This window comes from Streptomyces beijiangensis (assembly GCF_017315755.1).
Classification (GTDB): Bacteria; Actinomycetota; Actinomycetes; order Streptomycetales; family Streptomycetaceae; genus Streptomyces; species Streptomyces beijiangensis.
Window position 1 is genome coordinate 1 of sequence record NZ_JAFLRJ010000928.1, and the last position, 503, is coordinate 503.

The 503-nt window shown below is 74.4% G+C and carries 1 protein-coding gene and 1 pseudogene; one reads left to right on the top strand and one right to left on the bottom strand.

Going from position 1 to position 503, the window contains the following annotated elements:
• A partial coding sequence (locus J0695_RS39905; RefSeq protein WP_206969720.1) for a helix-turn-helix domain-containing protein occupies positions 1-227 on the bottom strand: 227 nt, incomplete at its 3' end.
• Between the two features lie 70 nt (positions 228-297).
• Here J0695_RS39905 and J0695_RS39910 point away from each other — a divergent pair.
• Positions 298-503, top strand: a pseudogene (locus tag J0695_RS39910) (C4-dicarboxylate ABC transporter); the annotation flags it as partial.

Here is a 503-nt window from a genome sequence, read left to right on the forward strand (position 1 = left end):
CAGTCGGTGACGAGGACCCCCGCGTCGGTGAGGCGGGAGCCGCGCGGGGAGCGCTCCAGAAGGACCACACCGAGCCTGGCCTCCATCGAGCGGATCCGGCCGCTGGCCGCCGGCTGGGAGATGCCGAGTTCACGGGCCGCCTTGCCGAGGCTGCCGTGGCGGGCGACGGCGAGGAGCAGCTCCAGGGCGGCGAGGTCGGGGACGCGGTGGGACAGCGGACTGCTCATAAGCCGAGCTTATGCCCTCATAGGTTCATGGGATCTGGTGGGCGGGCGCGCGCGGCGGGAGCCTGGCTGTATGACCACCCTCGTTCGGACCCGCCCCTACGCGGCCGCCCCCGCGGCGCTGCGCCACCTCGGCCCCAACTGGTACGCCACGGTGATGGGCACGGCGATCGTGGCCACCGCGGGTGCCGCCCTCCCCGTGCACATTCCGGGGCTGCCGTGGGTCTGGGCGCTGTCGGCGGTCCTGCTCCTCGCCCTGCTCATGGCCCGCGCGGGCCA